Annotated in this window: 20 protein-coding genes and 1 pseudogene; 3 read left to right on the forward strand and 18 right to left on the reverse strand. The window is 40.0% G+C overall.

Annotation, left to right across the window (positions count from 1 at the left end; translation table 11 throughout):
• Window positions 1-103: 103 nt before the first annotated feature.
• A pseudogene (locus MKY15_RS20145) lies at window positions 104-673 on the forward strand (ATP-binding domain-containing protein); the annotation flags it as partial.
• Between the two features lie 418 nt (window positions 674-1,091).
• Here the strand turns inward: MKY15_RS20145 and MKY15_RS20150 are convergent.
• The 4 genes from MKY15_RS20150 to MKY15_RS20165 all read right to left on the reverse strand — a co-directional run bounded on the left by MKY15_RS20150 (window position 1,092) and on the right by MKY15_RS20165 (window position 4,660).
• On the reverse strand, window positions 1,092-1,865 hold the full coding sequence (locus MKY15_RS20150) for a GNAT family N-acetyltransferase (RefSeq protein ID WP_342538402.1): 774 nt from the start codon (window positions 1,863-1,865) through the stop codon (window positions 1,092-1,094).
• A gap of 298 nt (window positions 1,866-2,163) precedes the next feature.
• The gene (locus MKY15_RS20155) at window positions 2,164-2,937 is read right to left on the reverse strand and encodes an SDR family oxidoreductase (protein WP_342538403.1); all 774 of its coding nucleotides are present in this window, start codon (window positions 2,935-2,937) and stop codon (window positions 2,164-2,166) included.
• Window positions 2,938-3,399: 462 nt separating this feature from the next.
• Window positions 3,400-3,945 (reverse strand): helicase, encoded by a 546-nt coding sequence (locus MKY15_RS20160; protein WP_342538404.1) that lies wholly within the window; start codon window positions 3,943-3,945, stop codon window positions 3,400-3,402.
• A 217-nt stretch (window positions 3,946-4,162) separates the two neighbouring features.
• Window positions 4,163-4,660 (reverse strand): GNAT family N-acetyltransferase, encoded by a 498-nt coding sequence (locus MKY15_RS20165; RefSeq protein WP_342538406.1) that lies wholly within the window; start codon window positions 4,658-4,660, stop codon window positions 4,163-4,165.
• An 891-nt stretch (window positions 4,661-5,551) separates the two neighbouring features.
• Between MKY15_RS20165 and MKY15_RS20170 the strand changes: the two genes are divergently transcribed.
• A complete protein-coding gene (locus MKY15_RS20170) occupies window positions 5,552-6,382 on the forward strand; it encodes a phytoene/squalene synthase family protein (RefSeq protein WP_340764042.1) in 831 nt (276 codons plus the stop codon).
• Between the two features lie 505 nt (window positions 6,383-6,887).
• Here MKY15_RS20170 and MKY15_RS20175 read toward each other — a convergent pair.
• The 4 genes from MKY15_RS20175 to MKY15_RS20190 all read right to left on the reverse strand — a co-directional run bounded on the left by MKY15_RS20175 (window position 6,888) and on the right by MKY15_RS20190 (window position 11,562).
• Window positions 6,888-8,069: a nucleoside transporter C-terminal domain-containing protein gene (locus MKY15_RS20175; RefSeq protein WP_342538408.1), complete on the reverse strand. Its 1,182-nt coding sequence runs from the start codon at window positions 8,067-8,069 to the stop codon at window positions 6,888-6,890.
• A 138-nt stretch (window positions 8,070-8,207) separates the two neighbouring features.
• Window positions 8,208-9,131, reverse strand: coding sequence for a pseudouridine-5'-phosphate glycosidase (locus MKY15_RS20180; RefSeq protein WP_338656490.1), 924 nt, complete (start codon window positions 9,129-9,131; stop codon window positions 8,208-8,210).
• Between the two features lies 1 nt (window position 9,132).
• Window positions 9,133-10,248: a carbohydrate kinase family protein gene (locus MKY15_RS20185; RefSeq protein ID WP_338656489.1), complete on the reverse strand. Its 1,116-nt coding sequence runs from the start codon at window positions 10,246-10,248 to the stop codon at window positions 9,133-9,135.
• 441 nt (window positions 10,249-10,689) lie between these two features.
• A complete protein-coding gene (locus MKY15_RS20190; protein WP_187047901.1) occupies window positions 10,690-11,562 on the reverse strand; it encodes a DMT family transporter in 873 nt (290 codons plus the stop codon).
• Window positions 11,563-11,846: 284 nt separating this feature from the next.
• Here MKY15_RS20190 and MKY15_RS20195 point away from each other — a divergent pair, with 284 nt between their 5' ends.
• The gene (locus tag MKY15_RS20195) at window positions 11,847-12,938 is read left to right on the forward strand and encodes a carbohydrate kinase (RefSeq protein WP_187044985.1); all 1,092 of its coding nucleotides are present in this window, start codon (window positions 11,847-11,849) and stop codon (window positions 12,936-12,938) included.
• Between the two features lie 247 nt (window positions 12,939-13,185).
• On the opposite strand, the gene meaB is transcribed toward MKY15_RS20195, so the two are convergent.
• From meaB to yqiS, 10 genes are all read right to left on the reverse strand, one after another.
• On the reverse strand, window positions 13,186-14,220 hold the full coding sequence (gene meaB, locus MKY15_RS20200; RefSeq protein WP_067213959.1) for a methylmalonyl Co-A mutase-associated GTPase MeaB: 1,035 nt from the start codon (window positions 14,218-14,220) through the stop codon (window positions 13,186-13,188).
• 41 nt (window positions 14,221-14,261) lie between these two features.
• Window positions 14,262-16,421: a methylmalonyl-CoA mutase gene (gene scpA, locus MKY15_RS20205; RefSeq protein ID WP_342538409.1), complete on the reverse strand. Its 2,160-nt coding sequence runs from the start codon at window positions 16,419-16,421 to the stop codon at window positions 14,262-14,264.
• Window positions 16,408-18,090, reverse strand: a complete 1,683-nt coding sequence (locus MKY15_RS20210) for a methylmalonyl-CoA mutase family protein (RefSeq protein ID WP_342538410.1) — start codon at window positions 18,088-18,090, stop codon at window positions 16,408-16,410. The genes scpA and MKY15_RS20210 overlap by 14 nt, the downstream gene beginning before the upstream one ends.
• A 121-nt stretch (window positions 18,091-18,211) precedes the next feature.
• A complete protein-coding gene (locus MKY15_RS20215) occupies window positions 18,212-19,528 on the reverse strand; it encodes a dihydrolipoamide acetyltransferase family protein (protein ID WP_187044988.1) in 1,317 nt (438 codons plus the stop codon).
• A gap of 20 nt (window positions 19,529-19,548) precedes the next feature.
• A complete protein-coding gene (locus MKY15_RS20220; protein WP_067209847.1) occupies window positions 19,549-20,532 on the reverse strand; it encodes an alpha-ketoacid dehydrogenase subunit beta in 984 nt (327 codons plus the stop codon).
• The gene (locus tag MKY15_RS20225; RefSeq protein WP_067209849.1) at window positions 20,532-21,539 is read right to left on the reverse strand and encodes a thiamine pyrophosphate-dependent dehydrogenase E1 component subunit alpha; all 1,008 of its coding nucleotides are present in this window, start codon (window positions 21,537-21,539) and stop codon (window positions 20,532-20,534) included. The genes MKY15_RS20220 and MKY15_RS20225 overlap by 1 nt, the downstream gene beginning before the upstream one ends.
• A 60-nt stretch (window positions 21,540-21,599) precedes the next feature.
• Window positions 21,600-23,027: a dihydrolipoyl dehydrogenase gene (gene lpdA, locus MKY15_RS20230; protein ID WP_187044989.1), complete on the reverse strand. Its 1,428-nt coding sequence runs from the start codon at window positions 23,025-23,027 to the stop codon at window positions 21,600-21,602.
• A gap of 28 nt (window positions 23,028-23,055) precedes the next feature.
• Entirely contained in the window at window positions 23,056-24,138 is a 1,083-nt protein-coding gene (buk, locus tag MKY15_RS20235) for a butyrate kinase (protein ID WP_187044990.1), read from the reverse strand.
• A 190-nt stretch (window positions 24,139-24,328) separates the two neighbouring features.
• Window positions 24,329-25,423, reverse strand: a complete 1,095-nt coding sequence (locus MKY15_RS20240) for a Glu/Leu/Phe/Val dehydrogenase (RefSeq protein ID WP_067209859.1) — start codon at window positions 25,421-25,423, stop codon at window positions 24,329-24,331.
• A gap of 212 nt (window positions 25,424-25,635) precedes the next feature.
• Window positions 25,636-26,541, reverse strand: a complete 906-nt coding sequence (yqiS, locus tag MKY15_RS20245) for a phosphate butyryltransferase (protein WP_338656478.1) — start codon at window positions 26,539-26,541, stop codon at window positions 25,636-25,638.
• Between the last annotated feature and the right edge of the window lie 8 nt (window positions 26,542-26,549).

The following is a 26,549-nucleotide window of genomic DNA, read 5'->3' on the forward strand; positions in this document are numbered from 1 at the left end:
TTAGTATTTTTTTGTTATTAGTCATAATATCTACTCTTGAATTAGCTTTCAAAATCCTTAGATGATTTAATTTTAGCACAATTTCTTTTAATGATAAATGGATGATTTTCACACACTTATGAGCTTATACGGACAGATTGAAACGGAAGTGATTAACATCACACGCAGCTACCAATCCACAAAACAAATTATCGAATTTACACGCAGACTAGTACCTAACGGCTAACGGATTATCCCTTTCGAACGCGACGGCGAGCTACCCGCGCTGACACAATTGCTCGATCACACAGAACTCCACCGCAACATCGCATCAAAAGTCGTGGATTTACGAGATCTTGGCTATAATAGTATTGCCATAATATGCAAATCAGCTAAGGATAGTTAAAGTGCATATGAAGCCCTGTCTAACATTAATGAAATTATGCTCTTGAAGAACGGTTCCATTGAATATGAAAAAGGAGTTATTGTCATACCGTCGTATTTATCCAAAGGTATCGAATTCGACGCTGTCATCATTTATGACGCATCTGAGCTAGTATATGGTGATGAGACCCTGCGTAGAGTTTTTTACACAGCCTGCACCAGGGCTATGCATTTTTTACAGCTATACAGTGTAGGTAAACCGAGCCCATTCTTGCGAAACGTTTTGCAAGAAAATTTTATCCAAGCTTGAATTAGTCGTAATTTTAACGATAAACACTTTGGGCAATTAACAGCCCCACAACTTAATTGCCGAATTTAAAAATGTACATTTTCTCGTCTTCAAGGGTAACCTGTACATCTTCAAGATGTTCGTTCAAAAAAGCTAATCACTCATTTACATTTTCTGTTTTATCTTGTTTCACTCGATATCGCGTGTACTCAATATTCACTGTGAATCTTTCCTTCCTATTAGTGGGTCCATATTAGGTTTACTATATTTTAATGGAACTAACCTTATCTCCTTCTACAACTATAAAAGTACGCCTCTACTAATTGTAGAAACGCATTAGTTAGTTTAAGTATTATCCTGCACAATGGTATTGAGCCCATGGACTAAATTGGATCTTTAAATTTTCTGGTTTTAAAATCCATATAAAAAATGATCGGGGTTACTTTATATAATCAATAAAGTACGTATCATATGACTCTTTAAAAATGTATCCAAGTTTTTCAGCTAATTTAACAGATTCATTATTGGCTCCATCCCAACTTGGATATATTCCTCTCTCTAGACAGTCTAATATCAACGCAGAGGCTGTTATTATTGCCAAGCCTTTTCTCCTATGTTGTGGATGTGTAGCAATTTCAATCTCAATTCCATCATCATAAATGCTAAATGATGTTGCTCCACATACCACTTGTCCCTCCTTCAAAATAGCAAAACCTACACCTCGGTCTATAAAATCATCTATCGAATTAAACTGAGCTATAAAGTCTTCTGATAGCTCATGCAAAGATGGTTCTTTTGCTATCGTCGCATCTATTTTTTTCAGTTCATATCCCTCTGGTAATGGAGTTAATAATTTCTGTATGTGGGTTTTATCAAGGTGTTCTGGGTTTTTGTTAAATTTATACCGTTGAAACTTCTCTATTGAACCTTTATGTATTGTTTCGATACGATTTTTCCATTCTTCAGTATTAACAATAGCAAGACTATACTCCGACAGATTATATAGAAGTTCTTCCGCTATCTTTGTATAAGGATTTCCAGCAAAAAAAACAAAAATCCCCACTGTTACTTGAGCAACTGTAGGATTTTCAAGATCGTCAACCCACGCGGTTCCCATATGCCCTTGAAGACATGAAAGAATAATAGTGCTATCCATACCATCGAACATTGGGATTAACTTTTTTCTCAAATCATTACTTAATTCATAAATCATTCAATTCCTTCTCTCTATATATAAAATATTCAATCTTTTCGACAATGATATCATTAATTATTTATTTAATGTGAATCCTCTCTAACATTCATCACATTTTTCAGATAAAGATTAAGATTAATATGAAAAAGTAATAACTTATTAAAATAAACTCGACCTTTAGTTGAACAAGAAAAAAGAGTAGCATTGCAACTCAACGATCTTCCAATAAAGCACCAATTAATGAATAGTACTTAATTTGATATACATTGAAATTAAATACAGTAATATGGTTCTAGAATCAAAGCTTTTAGTTTAATTACCTTTTAAATCCACCTTCCGAGTGTATAATCTGACCTGTAATCCAATCTGCTTCGTCGCTCACTAGAAATTTAATCATTTTTGCTACATCTTTCGGTTCACCAATTCTACCAAAAGGGAACATCGGTGTTAATTCACTTTTTATCTCCTCTGTCATCCACCCTGTATCAGTTGGACCTGGATTTATTGCATTGACCGTTATTCCCAAAGGGGCTAGTTCGGCCGACAATGTGATAGTTAAAGCATCGACGGCTCCCTTTGTTGTTGCATATGCTAATTCACCAGGCATCGGTCCTTGAAATTGACCTGAAGTAATATTGACTATCCTTCCACCAGATTTCTTATCAAATTTTTGGGCAAATTTACTACTTAATAGTGTCGTCGCACGAACATTTACCATATAATGTTTATCTAATTCTTCGCCAGTTATATTAGAAAAATCGTTATTAGTTGAATATGCTGCGTTATTTATCAAGATATCGGGATAACCAAGTTGTTCAGAAACTCTACTTAAAAGTTGTTCAGGTGCATCATATTGAGTTAAATCCAACTCCATACTTGATACCTTAACACCTTTTTTTATTAATTCTTCTTTTAATATCATTGGCTCATTTAAATCAATACTCCAAGGCATTTTTTTGTCATAGTCTGTCCAATAGGTAAAAAATATATGATAGCCCGCTTCAGCTAGCTCTTTACAAATAGCCGCTCCAATCCCTTTTAGGCGGCTTACACCCGTAACAATAGCAATTCCCCCTATTATTTGGTTCATTAAAACATTCCTCCATTACAATATTAAATTTAAATACTTCTCTACCATGCCCCGTTAGCCATACATGTAGTGCAAAATCAGCGGTACACCTGAGAGGATGAATATGTGGGTAGAACAGGTATTGGATACTACGTCTGACGAATAAGGCCGATTTACTATCGTACCATTGAGCCCATCCGTTAATCTGACCCCAACAACCATGGTGCATTACATAATGTCGCATTCACACCGAGTAACCCTTATGGGAGATTAACCCCACTCTGGTTATTACACCAGCCATGCCTTTATCCCAGGAAGAATGGGGTTGAATCCTGATTTCCTACCATCTCAATATAATCATTCTGAAGGCTCAGCCATTTTTAATAAAAGCTTTTTCAGAGTTTCTTTTGTTATACAATTTCATAGTTTTTGAGCGTTTTATAATTCTTATGGGAGTTGAACAAGAAAAAAAAGAGACGCATGTTAAACAATCGCACCCGATTGTTTAACAAAGACAAAGTGATCATCTGGGTCCCATACGTGCTGCTCATCAGCAATGTATCCACGCAACCATAGGTCTCCTTTAATGCGTCTGAGATAGAACCCTTTAGGGAAATTTTCTTCATTGTTAAGTGTCTCCGAGGATACTGTGATGGATCCGTTAGGGGCTTGGTGTTGCTGAGAAGATTTGCCTTCAGGTTGATCCAGATATCCGAGTCTCAGATAAGGTCCAAGCTCTAACGGACACAATTCTAAACCAAGGTGATTTGCTCTTTCGTAGATTTTGGTTAAAGTGTCTCCCTTCGGTAAACCAAGGTCACGTATAGTGAGCTCAACTGTCTCTAAAGAGAACGTTTTAGCAGAAGTGGTAAAATAATCATCTGTGAATAGCTTTTCTCCTAATTCATTCATCAAAATAGAATGTTGTTGCATTTTCTGCATTAGTTGCGATTTAGTAAGACCACCCACTTCTACCGTTCTTGTGATGGACAGACAATCAGGATATATTTCCTTATTTTTGATGTTCATTTATTGTCCCCCTTCTGAGTCTTCCATTACACATAAATATATTCCTTTAAATGGACCGATTGTTGAACACAAGTTAAACACCTAACTGTCTACGCTTAAGGGCTACTGTAACCAGAAGCCCTCCAAGACTCGCTACGAGTGAATGGCTAGTTCTTTCTCGATGGGAATCCCACCCGCTATATGATACGACCTAGGCCTGGCCGCACAAGGGAGAGCATTATAATAGTTTTGCCATATAGAATTCATCAACAAATTCATCTTCAATAAATAAAGAATGTTTTTTTGTTCCCTCTATTTCAAATCCTATTTTTTTATATAATGCTAAACCTGCTTCATTCCTAGCCACTACTGTCAGTTCTAAACGATGTATATTATGGTTAGATGCCCATTGTTCCAACTCTTTAAATAACTTTCTTCCCACTCCTTGTCCTCTATAATTCTCAACTATTCCAATAACAATATAGGCAGAGTGTTTTCTTCTTCTTGCATTACTGCCAATAGCCATCAAGTACCCCACTAACACATTGTCAGTTTCAGCAACAAATATAGTAGAAGTCTCGTTTTCCTCGATACTCTCAATGATTTTTTCTTGTTGTTCGGGTTGAATATTTCTTTCTCCTGCTTCCCAGAGCATATATTCAGAACTTCCCTCGACTTGCTGAGTAAGATAGACAAACTTTTCTGCATCTGAAGTTTTTATTTCTCTAATTATCATTACTTTTCTCCCCCTCAACAAACCATAGGTTATATAAATTCTTGCATAGGTTGCACTCCCAAGCTAATCATACCTAAACTTCAACAAAAAACAGTATTCCCCTCTATTAATTGCATTTACTTTGAAGAGATTAACTCGAAAGAATTAACATCTGGATCATCAAAATAGATTGCAGCATGTGCATAAGGATACTAGTGGTTGACGTTGTTCATTAAATCCAAATGCATTACGAATAGCTATTCCTTTTTCATTCAACCAGTTCTTGTATAGTATCCTCTTTGTCTACGCGAAATGCGATATGTCGTATAGAACGGTGATAAGATACCTCAACTTTGTCACTTTCCCATTAACCAAGCCAGCTTTCTCCAGTGTCAATCCAGAAATGCGCTAATTCCCCTTGTTTATATGCTATCTCTAACCCTAATTTCCGATAAAATAAAATTGGATTTTTCAGGTCACTTACTGGTTAATGTAATTCATATAATCCTGTTATTAACGATGACTCCTCTTTTTCAAATATTATATTCTCGCAACAGCTTGGCGCGTTATTAAATTAATCACTACAACACAATACTTTTTCACCCATTATCTCATATTAAGTGGCTTTAGTGACTTTAGTGACTTCCGTTTTTCACCTAATTATGATTAAATGAAAGTATAACTATTATTTTCAGCTGCTCCTAGAAATAGGGGTATATTTGGGAAGTTCTAGGATTGTTATTTAACGTTCCCTTGAAAATCAGATTTTTACATCTAACTAGTTAACACTGTAGGTACCTTGAGTTTCAGTTATTGAGCCTGCGTTCAAAGTTATAATGACAAGTCAACAAAAAGCGTAAACATGCTAATTAATCTACTAACACTGCCATAGGTTGAAGGGGGATAATCTCAATGAGTAATGAAGCTAAATTACAAAAAGAAGCTATGCATGTACTAAAGCTAACAAGTAGAACCTTTTATATTCCAATTAAGCTGCTCAATCCGACATTAAGAAAGACGGTCGGCTCTGCCTATTTATGTATGCGTGCGATTGATGAAATTGAAGATCACGAGGACTTAGAAGCTGAAACTAAGCAGCACTTGTTGCGTTCTACTAGTAAACTTTTACAGACAGATTTTGATGACGTAGCCTATCAACAACTTTTAAAGCCCTATGAGAGTCTTTTACCAGAGGTTACGTTAAGACTGGGTGATTGGCTTTCCGTATGCCCGGAAAGTATTATTGACAAGGTTAAAGAGTCGACAAGTATTATGGCCGATGGTATGGCCCGTTGGGTAGAAAAAGACTGGGTTGTAAAAACGAAAGAAGATTTAGATGAGTATACATATTATGTAGCTGGCTTAGTTGGCATTATGTTATCTGATATATGGGAGTTGTATGACGGCACGAAAACGGATCGAGACTTAGCGATTGGCTATGGCCGAGGCTTGCAAGCTGTCAATATGCTACGCAATCAAGATGAAGATGCTGATCGCGGCGTCCGTTTTATACCCGATGGTTGGGATAGAAACGATATGTTTGCCTATGCAACAGCGAATTTGAATAAAGCAGATGAATATATAGAATCGATTGACACAAAAAATATTTTGTTGTTCTGTAAAATTCCGCTTGCCTTAGCAAAAAGCACTTTAAAAACATTAAAAAATGGTAAAGAAAAAATGTCACGTACAGAAGTAGAATCCACTGTGGACGAGATTATTAATGATCAAAAACACGGTTAGATTGTTGCAGTGTTTTTAATGACTTTCGAAAAAAGACGACTGTACATTCGAATTTTGAATGCGCAGTCGTCTTTTTGATTAGCTATTAGGCCGAAGCCAATGAAAAAGTTCTTTTTTTATAGTAGGAACTAGTTGATTGTAGTGAAGAGCGGCGACTCCAGCGGGAACAGCGCGAGCTGAAGACCCCGCTAGGAACGTAGTGACGAGGAGGCTGAAGCCGAGCCCGCGGAAAGCGTCCGCTCGGAACGGAAATCAACGGGATTGAAGGATATCGTACTTTTTCAATGCCTTCATTAGGACACTTATGCTTTTTGAGTAAGCATTAATCTAAATACTAAATCCCCTCTTTTAAAAGCAAAGAGCATAATATACAAAAAAAAGAAATCAACCATATTATACAGCTGAGTTCTTCCTTCCATTCTTCTATCTATTTGGAAATGACAATAGGTCACGGATTTTAAAACCATAGGGAGCCATCATTGTAAACGCATTCCCTTTTATACACTCACATAACAATACCAATGATAGTAGCCGAAATTACGGAGGCTAGTGTTGCACCTAATAACAGTTTTAAAGCAAATTTCGAAACATAATGACCTTGTTTTTCACTAATTGATTTGATTGAGCCAGCAACAATACCAACAGTTCCAAAGTTTGCAAAACTAACCAAATAAACCGATACAATTGCCACTGTTTTATCAGAAAGATTTGAAGAAATTTCACCAAAACTCAACATTGCAACAAATTCATTAGTAACAAGTTTTGTAGCCATAATTCCACCCGCTTGTACAGCTTCTACCCATGGCACACCCATCAAGAAAGCGATTGGTGCAAAGATATAACCAATAACTGTTTGGAATGAGACTTGAAATACGCCGAGAAAAATCACATTAATTAATTCCATCAAAGCAATAAACCCTAATAGCATAGCAGCAACGGTAACTACGAGTTTAAAACCATCCATTACGCTATCTCCAACCATTTGGAAGAAAGGAACTCTCTCATCTTCATCCACTTGAATTAATTCATCATCACTTTCTAAATCATAGGGATTAATAATATTTGCAATTATGAGTGCACTAAAAATATTTAAAACAACAGCAGTTACAACATATTTCGGCTCTAACATCGTCATATAAGCTCCAACCATTGCCATACTTACTGCACTCATAGCGGATGTACAAATTGTATAAAGTCTTTTTGAAGATAAATGAGGTATTTGTCTAATAATTGTCAAAAATACTTCTGGTTGTCCAAGTATTGCAGTAGATACTGCAAAATAGCTTTCAAGTTTACCCATTCCAGTTATTTTACTTAAAAATAAACCTAGATATTTGATAATGTAAGGTAATAATTTGATATAGTTTAGTATACCTATTAGGACCGATAAGAATACTAGAGGTAATAACGCTACAAATATAAAAGATATTTCACCTTCATTCACGATACCACCAAATACAAATTGAATTCCTGTATCAGCAATAGCTAACAGTTTCTCAAAAAACTTACCAACACTGGTAATAGCAATAAGACCAATACTAGTATTCATCATGAAATAAACTACAACGATTTGTACAGCTAACATAATCAGAATACGTTTATATTTTATCTTTTTTCTATCATTACTAAATATAAACGCAATAAAAAAAACAAGTAATATCCCTGTTATTAAGAATAGAAATTTCATGTAAATCATCCCCTTTTATGTTAGCGCTTTCAATTAATTGATAATACTAGTTCCTTTTCATATTTTTGTAAAAATACGAAAAGGAACTAGATGAGTGAATTTATAGTAGTAAAGATCAGCTTATCTTAAGTAATAGTTTTATTGTTCGTTTGTTTTGCTGTTTAAATTAACTGCAATTTGAGCTCCTACTTTAGCATTGTGTTTTACTAATTCAATATTTACATCAAGGCTTTTACCATCTGTTAATTCTTTAATTTTACCAAGTAAGAACGGTGTAGTATCTTTACCAATAATATTATTTTCTTCTGCTTCTTTGATTGCTTGGTCAATAATTCCATTGATATAGTCTTCATCCATAGCAAATTCTTCAGGGATTGGGTTAGCAATTACTACCCCACCTTTAAGATTTAATTCCCATTTAGTTTTCAATACATCAGCAATTACATCAATTGAATCCGTAGAGAAGTTTAATTTAAATTCACTATTTCTTGTATAGAATGCTGGTAGACACTCCGTTTCATAGCCAAGCACAGGAACCCCTTTTGTTTCAAGGTATTCCATTGTAAGCGCTAGATCTAGGATTGATTTAGCTCCTGCACAAATTACCGCTACGTCCGTCTGAGCTAATTCTTCAAGGTCAGCTGAAACATCCATTGTAGTTTCTGCACCTTTATGAACGCCACCAATACCGCCTGTTACAAAGATTTTGATGTCCACTAATTCAGCACAAATCATTGTAGTTGCCACAGTTGTTGCACCTAGTTTTTTTGTAGCAATAATTTGTGGTAAGTCGCGTCTTGACACTTTAGCAACATCTGAACTTTTACCGAATAACTCCAACTCTTCATCTGTTAAACCGATTTTGATTTTCCCATTAATAATAGCAATTGTTGCTGGAACAGCCCCGTTATCGCGAACAATTTGTTCAACCTCTCGAGCCATTTTTACGTTTTGGGGATAAGGCATCCCGTGAGAAATAATTGTAGACTCTAATGCCACAATTGCTTTCCCATCCTCTTTTGCCTGTTGTACCTCTTTTGATAATTCAATATACTTTTTCATTTTAAATTTCCTCCATATCTAGTTTAAATTGTTTTTGGGATAATTCTTGTCTAACTGTATGCTTTGACAAAATTGTTTTTTGGGCATTGACCAAACCGGACTTAATAATGTAATCAAAGTCTTTCTTTTGTAACCAGGAATAAATAACTCCCGAACAAAATGAATCCCCCGCACCTGTAACATCCACAACCACTGGTTCTTCGATAGCTGGGAAATAACGAATCTCGCCATTTTCACTACCTGTAAGCACACCTTTTGATCCGTTAGTTACAATAACATTTTTAACTCCTAATTCTAACCATCTTTCAACTGATTTTTCCCAATCTTTATCATCATTAATTTTTATATTCATAAAAGTTTCTGTTTCATCTTTATTTACGATGAGCCAACTAACCGCATCCAGTGTTTTGGGAAGTCGATTCATTTTTGGAGACGAAACAGGAATGATAATTAGTGGAATAGTATGCTCAGTCGCGAAAGAACAAAGAAATTCAACCGTTTCAACCGGACAATTCAAATCAACTACAATACATTTAGCGCATTTAAGAATATTGCTGTCTTTTTCCAATAATTCAGGAGTAATTTCTTCGAAAATATCCATATCTGCTAATGCAATTGATAAATCACCGTTCTTATCCAATACCGCGGTATAGGAACCTGTTGATGCATTTTCAAATTGAGTAACATGCTCTAAATTCATAAATGGAGAAGACATATCATAAATCTCTTTCCATTCTAAATCGTTACCACTTGCTGAGATTAATACAACTTGCTCACCCAGTCTACCTAGATTTTCAGCAATATTCCTTGCTACTCCTCCAATCGTTCGAGAAGATTTTACTGGATTAGACGTTCCATTAGATATCTCAAACTTTGCATAGAGTTTTCTATCTACATTAGCTCCACCTATACAAATAATAGGTGAGTTCTCATTTAAAACATAAGCATTCCCGGAAATATGCTCATTCTTGATTAGCCCGGAAATAATTTCAGCAATTGAAGAATTTGGTAAACCTGTTAGTTCCGACAATTCGTGTTGAGAAATAAGTGGTCTTTCTTTAATCATACCTAAAATTAAATCCTCATTTTCATTAGCGATTTTTTCACACCCCCTCATCCTTGAAACAAAAGTTTATATTGTAAACATATGTTTAGTATACGACTTTTTTATAAATTGTCAATAATAAATTGCTTAATTTCCACTATTGTCTCAACAAGATGAGAAAAGAGTAATGCTCCCGCTAGACGTTACAGACAGAAGCCGATCCAGCAACATAACTCTCTTTGCCACATAACTATCACCTATCCAATTAGAAAAACTTATACTTATCTTTTAAAATAAAAAGGACTCATTTCAATACATCATCTCTTTTAAACGATTATACCAACAATAGAACTTGTAATTATTCCTGATTCAGAACCAGTAATCGAATATATATAACTAAAATAACCCATCTGAAAATCTACTCTAAAAAAAAATACCCCACCCTTTTTATCAAATTGGATGAGGACTTGTCTATTTACGATTATGTTTAAAATGCTTTAAATTTTTTTCAATCTACAATTTATCCTTTTTTAAGACTGTTGGTAAAATGATACCCATAATAATGATTACTATACCTACTATTTGTAGTGGAGTAACGATTTCACTTAATAATATAACTGAAACCAACACCGCAATCGGCAATTCAAAAGCACTCAATATTGACGACATACCCAATCCTACTTTAGGAACTGCGATGGTAAATAAATAAACCGGTATGATCATACCGAACAATCCTAATGCCAAACCATATACCCAGAGTCCCTCACCAAACAGTGTTCCATTCCAAATGATTTCTGGAGACTGAAAAGTAGCTGTTGTCATAAAAGCAAAAAAGGAAACCAATAGTAATCGGTTAGATGTATTCATACTCTTAATTGGCTTGCTATTAACAAATAAAAATAAAGAAAAACAAAGAGCTGCAGTTAAACCCCATAACCAACCTTGAATAGGTATTTGAGATAAATCTACATCAATCAAACCTGCAGCTGGTATAGTTCCTGCAAACAAAACGATTAACGAAATAAACTCGATTCGACTTGGGAGTTGCCGTTTTGCTATACAAGAAATCAACATACCTATCCACGTAAATTGAAACAGAAGTACCACCGCTAAAGAAGCAGGTAAATAGATTAAAGAGCGACCATAAAAAATATTCGTCAATCCTGTTAATACTCCTGCTAAAATAAGAATTTTAATCCCTTTAAAGCTTATTTTTTCTCTATTTGTTAGAAGAAAAATACATACCGCTATACAAAACCCTATAAAAAATTGGCTTGTAATTGCTTCTGAGACCGAAAAACCACCTTGTATTGCAAGTTTAATGATAGTTGACACTAAACCATAACTACTAGCTGCTAAAACTACTAACAAAGGGTATAACCACATTTTCATTGTATTATTTCCTCCAATTGTTTTGTATATATATGGATGTAGTGCATTTACCAAACGATAAGATTGATGTATGATTGTCGTATCAGGTTTCCTTTATAATGGATTTGGACAAGCGTACCAATTCCTAAATAAAGGATCTTTTTATACTTAATGCGTAATTTTCAGGTTATGAACGAGATTCTCAACACCCATGAATTACTTTCCCTTATTTCAAATCAGCATTACAGACAATAGTTTACATTGTAAACTATTGTCTAACTAAAAGCGAGGTTATTTTAATGTCTAAAGAACATCAAATATTACATCATATTAGAATAAACCCTTTTATTTCACAGCAAGAACTATCAAATAAAGTCGGTTTATCACGTTCAGCGGTTGCTAACTATATTGCTACACTGACAAAACGCGGTGAAATCAAAGGGCGTGCTTATATTCTCCAAGAGGAATCTTCCATCGTGTGTATCGGTGGAGCAAACACAGACCGGAAAGCGCGATCGAATCAAAAAGTGCATTTGTATTCATCCAATCCTGTTGAAACAACTGAAGTTTGTGGTGGTGTGGCACGAAACTTTGCCGAAAATTTAAGTCGGCTTGGGTATAACACTTCTCTTATGACTTCTGTGGGAGACGACAAGGAAGGTAACTGGATACTGAGGGAAACGAAAAGCCAAGGAGTAGATGTCAGTCAAGTATGGGTATTGCAGACAGAACGAACAGGTACTTATACCACTTTATTGGATGTTAATGGTGAAATGATTGTCTCTATGGCCGATATGAACATCTACGAAAAAATAACGATTTCTATGATCGAAGAGAAATGGTCCTATATAGTGGCCTCACAAGCCGTTTTTTTGGATACTAATATTTCTAAGGATTGCATAAGTTATTTAATTAAACGTTGCAGGGATGAAAATATTCCCTTGTACATTGATCCTATATCTTCAGCCAAGGCGCAAAAACTTCCTTTTCAACTTGAAGGAGTAGAACTATTGCTCCTCAATCAGGAAGAAGCAGAAATACTTGCTGAGTTGAAAATCACTTCGTTTGAGGATTGCCAAACTGTCTGTGAAAAGATTAGACTACGCGGCGTACAAAAAGTTATTATCACGCTTAATGATCATGGAGTTTATTATTCTTCACCACAAGAATCTGGGCATTTATCCCCTTTCAAAACTGAAGTTGTAGATGTCACAGGGGCTAGTGATGCATTTTCTTCATGCGCAATATATGGGCTTATGAACGAAGAATCACTATTGCGGGCTTGTCAATTGGGGCTTGCAGGTTCTGCACTTACCCAGCAAACTGAGGAATCTGTCTCTACACTTTTAAAACCCGAAAAAATTCATGAAATAGTTGAGGGATTTATGTGATAATACATTGTTCTACTTTCACCGTGAAGCGAAACTTTAGTATGAAGTGCAAGAATAAACGCAAACCATTCATTTATATACAAAAAAGATCAGACATTTGTGTAAATGTCTGATCTTTATTTTATTATTATACAATTGTAGTTTATTTATAGGATAGTATCGTGTTCGTTTATTCGTTTTATTTGGCATCCACTTGAACAGCGAAAATATCTCATGCCATTAAACGGCCTTCTTATATCTTGTAGCTTTATCCAAACAAACGATCGACTGCGCCCGTCACAGTAAGATTTCCCTCAAGTAGCCCCTTCTCGAGTTTTACGACTTCCTCTTTCTTACCAGGTTGTGCAAAAAAACTATCGATAAGTCGATCATTAATCATGGAACGGAACCAATCTTTCGTCTGTGATTGCCTGCGCCCTTCCCAGAATCCGCTATCATCCATTGTCTCTTTAAATGATACTATCATTTCCCAAACCTCTTCAAGACCTGTATTTTTAATTGATGAAACAGGAAGTGCAGTCGAAGTCCAACCGGGTGATGCAGGTTGGAGGAAGTGAAGAAGCTGACGGTATTCCCGTACTGTCTTCTTCGCCAACCTTAAATTATCACCGTCAGCTTTGTGAACAACAACCCCGTCTGCCAGTTCCATAATCCCTTTTTTCATCCCTTGCAGTTCATCTCCGGCACCAGTTAGTACCAGCAGCATGAAATAATCGACCATTCCACGGACAACCGTTTCACTTTGCCCGACTCCGACCGTTTCAATTAAAATAACGTCATAACCAGCCGCTTCACAAAGTAACATTGTCTCGCGCGATTTTTTGTGAACACCACCAAGTGTACCTGCCGACGGGGAGGGGCGAATGAACGCGTTCGGATGCCTTGCAAGTTCTTCCATCCGCGTTTTATCACCAAGGATACTACCGCCTGTTACAGTTGAGCTTGGATCTATAGCGAGCACGGCAACTTTGTGGCCTGCATTAGCTAGCATTAAGCCGAATGCTTCAATAAACGTGCTTTTCCCTGCACCTGGAACTCCGGTGATGCCAATCCGGATGCTATTGCCCGTTTTAGGAAGCAAATTGAGCAACAGCTGCTGCCCGGCAACTTTATCATCTAGAATAATACTTTCGAGAAGCGTAATCCCTTTTGCAAGATGAAGCCGGGAGCCATTTGATATCTTTTCCGACAACTCTTCAACCGGGATTTCGCGGCCCTTTTTCACAAAACGTTTCCGCGCCGTTGCTGCCATACCATCATGTGAGGAAGTAATCCCACCCATCACATTCAACGCACTGTCATCAGTTAAACGGTTGTTGTCTTTCAATCCGCCACTTCCTCATAGCCAAGCCTACGATAGATTTCTTCAATGACCTTTTGCGCAGCAACCGGAATGACGGTTCCTGGACCGAAAATTGCCGCAGCACCATTTTCACGTAGGAATGCATAATCTTGCGCAGGTATAACCCCACCGACGACAATAAGAATATCTTCTCGACCAATTTTGGCAAGCTCTTCACGTAGTGTCGGAACAAGCGTTTTATGACCCGCAGCAAGTGAACTTACACCGATGACGTGGACATCATTTTCAGCGGCTTGTAGTGCCGTTTCTTCGGGCGTTTGGAATAATGGCCCGATGTCTACATCAAAACCAAGATCTGCAAATGAGGAAGCGATTACTTTTGCACCGCGGTCATGACCGTCTTGTCCCATTTTTGCGATAAGGATACGTGGACGACGCCCTTCATTTCCAAGGAAATCTTTTGCCATCATTTTTACTTCGTCAATTTCTTCTGTGTTCGAGAAATTCGAACTGTAAACGCCACTCACCGAACGAATCACCGCCTTATGTCTACCTGATACACTTTCAATCGCATCTGATATTTCACCGATGGTTGCGCGTGCACGTGCTGCATTAACGGCACACGCTAAAAGATTACCGTCGCCACTACGTGCAATTTCAGTCAACTCGGCTAGGATAGTCGTTACTTTCGCTTCGTCTCTGTCTGCTTTCATCTGATTGATACGATCGATTTGTTTCTGGCGTACTAGCGTATTGTCAATGTCCAAAATATCGATTGGATCTTCAGTATCTAAACGGTATTTATTTACACCGATAATTGATTCTGCACGGGAGTCGATTTGAGCCTGACGTTTTGCGGCCGCTTCTTCGATTTTCATTTTGGGAAGGCCGGTTTCAATCGCTTTCGCCATTCCGCCGAGTTCCTCGATTTCTGTGATTAATTCCCAAGCTTTATCCATCAACTCATCTGTCAATTTTTCAACATAGTATGAGCCGCCCCATGGATCAATCACTTTGGTCATCATCGTCTCTTCTTGCAGGAACAATTGCGTATTCCGAGCAATCCGTGCTGAGAAATCTGTCGGCAATGCAATTGCTTCGTCAAGCGCATTGGTATGGAGTGACTGTGTATGCCCCATCGCTGCAGCATTTGCTTCTATTAATGTTCGCGTTATATTGTTGAACGGATCTTGTTCCGTCAAACTCCAGCCTGACGTTTGTGAATGTGTACGTAGCGCAAGTGACTTTGGATTTTTCGGTTCAAACGTCTGCATCATTTGCGCCCACATTTTCCGTGCTGCGCGCATTTTGGCAACTTCCATGAAGTAATTCATGCCTACCGCCCAGAAAAACGATAGTCTAGGTGCGAATGAATCGATATCAATGCCTGCTTTCAAACCTGTCCTGACATATTCAAGACCATCCGCAAGTGTATAGGCAAGCTCGATATCCGCCGTTGCGCCCGCTTCTTGCATATGATAGCCAGAAATTGAAATCGAGTTAAATTTCGGCATTTTAGTGGATGTGTAATCAAAAATATCCGCAATGATTTTCATCGACATTTCTGGCGGGAAAATATACGTATTTCTCACCATATACTCCTTCAATATATCATTTTGGATGGTACCAGCAAGTTTTTCAGGTGACACTCCCTGTTCTTCAGCCGCAACGATATAAAACGCCATAATTGGCAATACCGCGCCGTTCATTGTCATAGATACTGACATCTGATCGAGCGGAATACCATCAAATAGGATTTTCATATCCTCTACCGAATCAATAGCAACACCTGCTTTTCCGACATCCCCAGTCACACGTGGATGATCAGAGTCATAGCCGCGGTGAGTCGCAAGGTCGAATGCGACAGATAATCCTTTTTGCCCCATTGCCAAATTTCGGCGGTAAAAGGCATTGCTTTCCTCAGCAGTTGAGAATCCGGCGTATTGACGGACTGTCCACGGTCTAGAAACGAACATTGTCGGATAGGGACCCCTAGTATTTGGTGCGATGCCAGGTAAATCAGTCAAATGGGATAGGTTCTCCGTGTCTTTACCGGTATAGAGCGTTTTAACATCGATACCTTCATTTGTTCTAAAAAGTTGCCCTGACTGGGTTACTGTTTTTGCCGAACTGCTAGCAATCTGCCGCAAGTCTACTTTGTTGAAATCAGGCTTGTTCATCAGACGCAGCCCCTTCCAATTTGTCGTTGATAGCTATTAGTTTTCCTACTTTATCTTGACCCGCATAGATGAAGCCATTTAGACCGGCATTAAGCCATGTTTCTGACAGTGCAGAATCGTACTTTCCTGCCACATCCAAGACAAGTCCTTCTGGGCGTCCTGCCAGCAATTGTTCCATTATCGTTTCAGTTAGGCTAGATGTTGCACAAACAATTGCATAATCCGGCTTGTCATCCGCAAGCCATGTAACAGCTTGTTGTGCATTATCGAATGTTGGACCCCATTCAGCGCGCATACCACCTGTCGCTAAAAAGCCGCCGACAAAATCTGCACGTGGTTTGAAATCTTTTAACTCGCCGAACGTCAGCAATGCAATTCGCGTCGCACTATCTTTTTGCAGTGCAGCTAGTTTTTCGAAAGGTTCTGCAAGACGTCCTTCAAATTGAATGCCATCCCAATCAGTAAAGTTCGTATCCGTCAATTCAGCGTAAACATTTGTACCAATCAACGACTGTTTCCCTTTCGAAACATCGCCCCTACGTTGCTCAAGTAATTTCCCGAACTTGTCACTGGCAATGAATGCATCATAGCCGCCTGTAGACTGTATTTCCAAAAAGAGTGTCCATGATTTATCAACAAGTTCAGACGTCAAGGTTTCCATGAAATAAGAACCGCCTGCAGGATCAATTACTTTATCGGAATGAGTTTCTTCTTTAATAACAAGTTGGATATTTCGTGCCATACGTACAGAACTGCTTGTCGGTCCAGTAATAATATTGTGTGGGTGAACTGTAATAACGTCAGCGCCGCCAAGAACTGCGGCGAATGTTTCATTGCCTGCACGCAAGACGTTGACATACGGATCTAGTTTTGAGTAAGAACGCAACGATGTTATTGCAATGATTGGTACATATGGAGCTTCAGCTACCCCATACGCAGAACTGAATGCTTGCCAAAGAACACGAAACGCACGGAACTTTGAAATTTCCATAAAGAAATGCGTATCAACTGCAAATCGAACAAAAAAGTCATCGGCAAAATCACTAAAATTGTCCACTTTTGAAGCTTGATCCGCTGCATATGCGAGGACTAATGCAAGTTCATTCACTGCATCCGCGCCTTTGTGATGTGCAACCCACATATCCGCGCTAGCTGTCCGGACGTTTGTGTATCCTGCTGGAAGAGTCCAACCAGAGACCGAAATTGCCCCGTTAACGGAGGAACGATCCATTTCTGGGACAAGGGAAAACGCTTTCAGAAATGAGTTATCATGCTTCATATTTGTAATGAAAATCGGATATTGCTTCATAAGTTGGGCGATTTCAGCGAGAGAAGACTCTTCCCAGTGAAGTGTTTTTGCCCCATCGTAAACAATCGCTTCATTGCCACGTTCAATCGAACTTTTCAGGTCAGCGACGAACTTTTGTCCATCCGTAGCATATGGTTGCTGTGCAACAATCCAGCCTGTCTCTTTTTTTGCCGCACGAATTAGCTGTGCACGTTTCGCAAGACTTTCCTGCGTATATAATGGCTGAAGGTCAATCCCTTCAATCGTTTTCGTGATAAGCGAATCGAAAGGCTTTCCTTTCAATGACTGGACAGCGACTTCTTTCCATTGTTCAAATCCCGCTTTATCGAATGTTGTTGTTTGCATGTTATGTATGGTCATATTTTGCGCTTCCCTCCTCAAAATAATCAATCTATTACTAGTTTACCCGAGTAACGCTTTTGTTGAAAGATAAAATAAACCCCAGCGCTATATTTTACGGCACTGGGGTTTACAATTTTGATCAGTAAATGGATGTATTTTCTGCAGTTACGTTTTCGAGTATCGCTTTCACTCGTGCGAGGAATTGTCCGCAAACAAGACCGTCAAGAACGCGGTGATCGAGTGATAGACATAAGTTCACCATATCACGCACACCGATCATGCCGCCGTCCATCACAACAGGACGTTTAACGATTGATTCGACTTGTAGTATTGCTGCTTGCGGGTGGTTGATGATACCCATTGACTGAACAGAACCGAATGAGCCGGTATTATTCACTGTGAATGTACCACCTTGCATTTCGGATGATTTCAGTTTACCTGAACGCACTTTACCTGCAAGCTCCTGAATATCACGTCCAATGCCTTTGATTGTTTTTTCATCAGCATTATTGATGACTGGAACGTAAAGGGAATCTTCCGTCGCCACTGCGATGGAAATATTGATATCTTTTTTCTGAATGATTTTGTCGCCGGCCCACATTGAGTTCATCATAGGGAATTCTTTCAATGCTTGAGATACTGCTTTCACGAAGAATGCGAAGTATGTCAGGTTGAAGCCTTCCTTCTTTTTGAAATCATTTTTCAAGGAATCGCGGTATTGAACAAGACTCGTAACATCGACTTCAATCATCATCCATGCGTGTGGAGCTTCGTGTTTTGAGCGCAGCATATTGCTAGCAATGGCACGACGCACGCCTGTAACAGGGATTTCGATATCGCCTACTGCAACAGGTACATTGGCTGGCTCCGCTGCTTTCGGTGCAGGTGCCGCCTGTGTAACCGACGTTGGAGCTGCCGTTTCTACAACAGGCGCTTCAGTAGTTACTGCTGCTGTAGGAATGTTGCCACTCTCGATTATAGCAAGCAAATCTTTACGCGTGATGCGTCCTTCTTTCCCTGAACCTTCCACAAGTGACAAATCAATGCCGTTATCCTGTGATAGACGAAGTACTGCAGGAGAATAGCGTCCTGCTGCCGTTCCTTTTTCACGATTCAAAGATGAAGCCGGTTTTTGAGAACCTGCAGCAGGCATTTCGTTTGCAGGTTCTGCCTTAGCTGGTACCGCTTCTACTGCGACTTCCGCAGCTCCTCCACCTTCAGTTTCAATCGTACAAACAAGCGCTCCAACTGCAAGCGTCTCTCCCTCCTGTGCGATCAATTCCTTGATGACACCTGTAAATGAAGAAGGTACTTCTGCTGTTACTTTGTCTGTATTAACTTCTGCAAGTGAATCATATTTGTTAACTGTATCCCCCGGTTTGACAAGCCATTTCTCGATTGTGCCTTCTGTCACACTTTCACCGAGTTGGGGCATTAAAATATTTTCAATAGCCAATTGATTGACCTCCTTCCCGATTAAAATTCTGCGAGTTCACGCGCTGCCTTCTCTACTTTGTCTGGATTGACCATGAAGAATTTCTCCATTGTCGGTGCATATGGCATCGCTGGAATATCTGGTCCAGCAAGACGTTTAATTGGCGCATCAAGTTCAAACAGGCAGTTTTCAGCAATTATTGCTGCAACTTCTCCCATAATGCTTCCTTCTTTATTATCTTCAGTAACTAAGAGGACTTTCCCTGTTTTCGAAGCTGCTTCAATGATTGCTTCTTGGTCAAGTGGATAGACAGTCCGAAGGTCAAGGATATGAGTAGAAATTCCATCTTCTGCAAGACGTTCAGCGGCTTGCAATGCAAAATGGACACATAGTCCGTAAGTGATGATTGTAATATCATCGCCCTCACGTTTAACATCTGCTTTGCCAATTGGCAATACGTAGTCATCTAAAGGCACTTCGCCTTTAATTAAACGATAAGCGCGTTTATGTTCAAAGAATAATACTGGATCTTCATCGCGGATTGCCGCTTTAAGAAGCCCTTTTGCATCATATGGCGTTGACGGTATAACGATTTTTAATCCCGGTGTGCTTGCGAACATCGATTCGACAGACTGCGAGTGATACAGCGCCCCGTGGATACCGCCTCCGAATGGTGCACGAATAACAATTGGACAAGACCAGTCGTTATTCGAACGGTAACGTATTTTTGCTGCTTCCGAAACAATTTGGTTCACAGCCGGCATGATGAAATCAGCAAACTGCATTTCAGCAATTGGACGTAACCCGTACATTGCTGCACCAATTCCGACACCTGCAATTGCAGATTCCGCAAGCGGTGTATCAAGTGCGCGGTATTCTCCGAATTGATCGTAAAGACCTGCCGTAGCCTTAAAGACTCCACCTTTACGTCCAACGTCTTCTCCGAGAACGAAAACGCGGTCGTCTCGTTCCATTTCTTCTTTCATTGCAAGTGTGATTGCATCGATATAAGACATAACAGCCATTATTCGTTCCCCCCATCTTCAGCATACACATGGAGCATCGCAGATTCAGGTTCAGCGTACGCAGCGCTTTCCGCATAATCGGTCGCTTCGTTCACTTCTTTCATGATGCGTTCTTCCATTTCTTTTTCAAGTTCATCAGTTAGTGCGCCTACTTCTTTCAAATAAGCTGCGAACATTGGAATCGGGTCAAGTTTCTTTTCATTTTCAAGCTCTTCTGCATCACGGTATTGACGTTGATCATCGTCTGATGAGTGAGCCGTCAATCGGTAACAGATTGTCTCTACAAGACTTGGACCTTCTCCACGTCGTGCACGATCTGCTGCTTCTTTGACCACTTTGTATACTTCAAGTGGGTCTGTTCCATCAACTGTAACACCCGGCATTCCGTAACCGATTGCACGGTCGGAAACATTAACACAGCCAAGTTGTTTTTCAACAGGAACTGAAATTGCATATTTATTATTTTCAACCATGATAACAGTCGGTAATTTATGGACACCTGCAAAGTTCATGCCTTCGTGGAAATCTCCTTGGTTAGATGAACCTTCCCCAAGTGTAACGAAAGTAATGAAATCTTCCTTCTTCATCTTCGCCGCAAGAGCTACCCCAACTGCGTGCGGTAGTTGCGTCGTAACAGGAGATGATCCTGTCAAAATACGATTTTTGCGCTGACCGAAGTGACCAGGCATTTGACGACCACCTGAGTTCGGATCTTCTGCTTTTGCGAATGCGGACAGCATCAAATCTTGCGGAGTCATTCCAAAATGTAGAACAACGCCCATATCCCGATAGTATGGTGCAATCCAGTCTTTATCTTTATCAAGAGCGAAAGCTGCTCCAACTTGTGCTGCTTCCTGCCCCTGACATGAAATAACGAATGGAATCTTTCCTGCACGGTTAAGGAGCCACATACGTTCATCAATACGACGAGCCATTAACATCGTTTCAAAAATTTGCAGTGCATCTTCATTTGTTAAACCTAGTTCTTCATGACGCGTTTTTGCCATTTCTAAAATCCCCCTTCTATGGTTCGCAGTCTTGTGTCTTAGACTAATTGAGACTCTTTTTTACATATGAATTGCTTTGCCATCTACGGCTAAAGCGGCTTCGCCCATTACTTCAGAAAGCGATGGATGTGGATGAATCGTGCTTGCCACTTCCCACGGCGTCGCATCGAGCACCATCGCGAGTCCTGCTTCGGATATCAAATCAGTCACGTGTGCACCTATCATATGAACACCTAGAATATCGTCTGTCTTTTTATCGGCAATGATTTTTACAAAACCATCCGAATTTCCATTGACAAGTGCTTTTCCGATGGCCATAAACGGGAATTTCCCGACTTTGACATCAAAGCCCTGTTCTTTCGCTTGCTTCTCTGTTATGCCGACGCTTGACGCTTCGGGACTAGAATAAATGCAACGCGATATTTTTGTATAATCAATCGCTTCATTTTTTAGACCTGCAATATGTTCAACAGCCGCAATTCCTTCGTGAGAAGCAACATGCGCTAGTTGCAGCCCGCCAATAACATCACCAATTGCATAAATATGATGTTCTTTTGTTTGAAATGTTGGTCTTGTTTTAATATAACCATTGATGATTTCAATTTCCGTATTGTCCAGACCAATTCCTTCGACATTTGCTTGACGACCGACAGAAACAAGCATTTTTTCAGCTGTGAACGCCGTCGTTTCGCCATTCATTTCCGCAGAAATTGTGACAGTTCCTTCTTTTTTAACGAGGGTTTCTGGGAGAACTTTCGCACTTGTCACAAAAGTGATTCCTTTTTTCGTCAATAGCTTTTTCATTTCTTTCGAGATGTCATCGTCTTCAGTCGGAATAATTCGATCTGCATATTCGAGAACAGTGACTTCGACACCGAAATCATTGAGCATAGAAGCCCATTCTATACCGATGACTCCACCACCAACGATGATAATCGACTTAGGAAGTGCTTCCATAGAAAGCGCCCCATCAGAAGACATGACTTGATTTTCATCAATTTCCAAACCGGGTAATGTACGTGGTCTAGATCCTGTTGCGATAATCAGGTTTTTCAAGATGAGCATTTCGTTTTCGTCACCATTGTTCATTTCAACCGAAATAGTACCCGGCATTGGCGAAAAGATTGATGGTCCAAGCATTCTGCCAAGTCCATCAAATACGTCGATTTTCCCTTTTTTCATTAGGGCAGTCACGCCAGCATGTAGCTGTTTAACGATACCGTCTTTTCGTGCTTGTACACGACTGAAATCCAGTGATACGTCTTTTGTATTTACCCCAAACTCTGCAGCCTGATTTTTTGCCGTATCGAATACTTCAGCACTTTTTAACAATGCTTTACTCGGGATACACCCTTTGTGCAAGCATGTGCCGCCTAGTTTCCCTTTTTCAACAAGTGCTGTTTTCAGTCCCAATTGAGCGGCGCGAATCGCAGCGACATAGCCACCCGTTCCGCCTCCTAAAATAACTACATCATATTCCCTCGCCATTATAGATGGCCTCCCTCACAACGACCCGTCAAGACGGGTAGATTTTAGCTATTTCTTCACCAGTTAGAACGCGGAGTGCGCCTTCTGCAAGTGCTTGTAGTTCATCTTCTCCAGCATACACAACTATATCCGCTATCCAGTCGATTCTGGATGTAATATCCTTCACAAATCCTTTGCCGTAAGCAAGGCCACCCGTAAGGATAATCGCATCCACTTGGCCGTGAAGGACAGCAGCCGCACTACCAATTTCCTTAGCAACTTGGTAGGCCATTGCCTCGTAAACTAGTTTTGCTTTTTCATCACCATCTTCAATTCGTTGTTCAACGCGAACAGCATCGTTCGTTCCGAGATAGCCAACGAGACCACCTTGACCAACAAGTTTTTTCATTACTTCGTGACGGAAGTACTCTCCAGAAAAACATAGTTCGATGAGATCCCCCGCAGGTACGGTTCCCGCACGTTCAGGGCTGAATGGTCCATCTCCGTGAAGTCCATTGTTTACATCAATTACTTTGCCGAATTCATGTACACCGACAGTTATACCCCCGCCCATATGGGTGATAATCAACCGGAGTGTGTCGTATTTTTTACCGACTTGTTTTGCGTAGCGTCTTGCAACCGCTTTTTGGTTCAGCGCATGGAATATGGATTTTCGATTAATGGCCGAAAATCCAGAAATTCGCGCGATTGGTGCAAGTTCATCGACGACGACGGGGTCGACGATGAAAGCGGGAAGGTTTAGGCTGGTTGCGATTTCATGCGCAATTATGCCCCCGAGGTTCGATGCATGTTGACCTGAATAACCTGTTTTCAAGTCTTGTATCATCGCTTCGTTAACAGGGTAAGTACCACCTTCGATCGGACGGAGAAGCCCGCCCCGACCGCAAATGGCAGCTAGTGTAGTGATGTTAATGCCTTCTTTTTCAAGTGACTCAAGGATTGCCTCTTTACGAAAACTGTATTGATCGATGATGGAAGGGTACTGTGCAATTTCTTCTGAACTATGCCTCAACGTACTTTCCATCAGTTGACTTTCGCCTTCAAAGACACCTATTTTTGTTGATGTAGATCCTGGGTTAATAACTAGGATCCTATGGTGATTCTCATGCACAATAGGTCCTCCTTCCATATCAATGCAGCCTTTTCTTTTCTTTATGTCTAGCTACTGCGACCAGACGCTCGGGTCATAAGCTATCTGGGAGGGATTGAATTGCATCCCTCCTGTGCACGACAAAGAACGTCGTTTCGCCGGTCTATCTTATGCCTGTCGCGTCTAAACAGGTCGCTTTCACTTTTCTTTATTAGCGTCTTGAAAGTACGCTTTTTTCGTTTTGTAGGAAAGTGCTTCTTGTATTAGCAACACGCGCAATACGCTCTTCCGCCATGCGGTCAGCTGCAACATACGTTGGGATATTATCACGTTTTGAGATTGCGAAAATTTTCCCGATTACGTCATAGATTCCTTCTACGCGTTTAAGTGCACGTTCACGGTTATAACCATCAAGCTCATCTGCAACGTTGATAACGCCGCCCGAGTTGATAACGTAGTCAGGTGCGTAAACAATACCCATTTCATGGATTAAATCGCCGTGACGCGTTTCTTTCAATTGATTGTTAGCAGATCCTGCAATAACTTTTGCTTTCAATTGTGGAATCGTCTCATCGTTTATGATTGCACCTAGTGCACATGGTGCGAAGATATCTGCTTCTTGAGAGTAAATTTCATTGATGCCGACTGCTGTTGCACCGAATGCATCAACTGCACGCTGAACTGCTTCTTCGTTGATATCCGTGATGATTAGTTTTGCACCTTCTTCGTGCAAATACTCACAAAGTGCATAAGCAACGTTTCCGACACCTTGTACCGCTACTGTTTTGCCCGCTAGCGAGTCGTCTCCAAATGCTTCTTTTGCTGCTGCCTTCATACCGTAATAAATACCATAAGCAGTAACAGGCGAAGGATTACCAGATGAACCCGCTCCAGCAGAAGTACCTGTAACATAATCTGTTTCAAGATTAATTAAGTCCATATCCGCTTCAGTTGTTCCTACATCTTCTGCAGTGATATAACGACCGTTCAATCCTTCAATATAACGACCGAAAGCACGGAACATTTCATCGTTTTTGTCTGTTTTTGGATTCCCTATAATAACTGTTTTTCCGCCACCAAGATTCAATCCAGCAGCCGCGTTTTTGTAAGTCATACCGCGCGCAAGGCGAAGTGCGTCTTCAATTGCTTCTTCTTCACTTGCATACGTCCACATACGTGTTCCACCAAGCGCCGGGCCGAGTGTCGTATCATGAATAGCGATGATCGCTTTTAGTCCTGAAGCTTTATCCTGACAAATAACAAGTTGTTCATAATCCTGATGTTCCATATATTTGAAAATTTCCATTGTAAATTCCTCCTAAGGGTATCGTTCATTTTTATTTTTAAGAAACTAAAAATCTCGTACTGTGGATAATTTATTCAATAGAGTGTTCACGTCTAGACTCCAGCGCCTAGAGACTCGGGTCATAAGTTGGTCAAGCTGTGCGGCAAAGAACGCCGCTTCGCCAGCCCGTCTTATGCCTGTCGCCTCTGAACAGGCGCTTACGCTTTTGTTTTTTACTTTATCGAAAGAATTGCTAGTGCTAGTGAGTAAAGTTTACTTTCGGCACTGTCCGCCCTTGATGTAAGGACGATTGGTGCTTTGGCGCCTTGGATAATCGCACCGACTTTCGCGTTGGCGAAGTACATAAGTGATTTGTAGAGAATATTGCCTGCTTCGATATTCGGAACGACAAGAATATCGGCTTTACCAGCTGTTTCCCCTGTAATTCCTTTTTGCGCAGCAGCCTTCTCTGATACTGCATTATCAAGGGCAAGTGGACCGTCAACAATGCAACCAGTGATTTGACCACGTCGATTCATTACTACTAGCGACGCGGCATCTGTCGTTGGTGTCATTGCCGGATTCACCGTTTCGACAGCAGCCAAGGGAGCGACGATTGGTTCAAGCACACCACACGCATGCGCAGTAGCAACTGCATTACGAATGATTTGTGCTTTTGCTTCTAGGTCAGGTGCGATGTTCATTGCCGCGTCCGTCACGAAAAGTAAACGGTCATAACCGGCAACTTCGAACGCTGCGACATGCGACAGTATTTTCCCTGTTCGTAAACCATAGTCGCCATTCAACACCGCCTTAAGGATGGTAGATGTTGCTAAGTTCCCTTTCATCAGGACATGTGCTTGTCCACTTGAAACCGCTTTCACTGAGAGTGCAGCTGCGTAGCTATCGTCTTCAGCATGATGGATACTAATTTTTTCATTATCTAGTAACCAAGGGAAATTTGTTTGAATCATCTCGCTGATACGACTTTCATCAGCGAAAAGCATGAATGAAGCAATGCCTTTTTCACTAGCAATACTAACCGCTTCAAGCACTTCTCGATCTGCTGCAGATGCGACAGCAACAACCGGACCGTTCTTCGATGCGGCCAGACTGATGAGTGAGTCAAGTGTAACCATTGTCTCTC

The organism is Sporosarcina sp. FSL K6-1540, from assembly GCF_038620285.1.
GTDB lineage: Bacteria > Bacillota > Bacilli > Bacillales_A > Planococcaceae > Sporosarcina > Sporosarcina psychrophila.